The organism is Citrobacter sp. TBCS-14 (genome assembly GCF_005280805.1).
GTDB lineage: Bacteria > Pseudomonadota > Gammaproteobacteria > Enterobacterales > Enterobacteriaceae > Citrobacter > Citrobacter gillenii.
Window position 1 is genome coordinate 675 of the sequence record NZ_SZWM01000394.1, and the last position, 266, is coordinate 940.

A 266-nucleotide genomic window follows, 5' to 3' on the forward strand; every position below is an offset into this window, starting at 1 on the left:
GCCTACGGTAAAACTTTTGTCGGCCGGATGAGGCGCTCGCGCCGCCATCCGGCAACAGATTCACTCATTGTAATAAGTCATCGGCAGTCGTTTGCCATTAATGGTGATATCCCGCCAGACTCTTGAAGCCGAATCCAGTTGATGATTCGCCAGCGCCTGCAGCAGTTGATCCTTATTGAATCCCTCCGGTAGCCGGGCTGTCGCGATCAACACCCATTTGTTTTCCTTAACGCCAAAGACCAGGCTCTCCCCATCGCCAAAAGCAT

General features: G+C 53.0%; 1 pseudogene. It reads right to left on the reverse strand.

The features are described 5' to 3' along the window. Window positions 1-60: 60 nt before the first annotated feature. A pseudogene (locus FDX22_RS15755) lies at window positions 61-266 on the reverse strand (DUF4153 domain-containing protein); the annotation flags it as partial.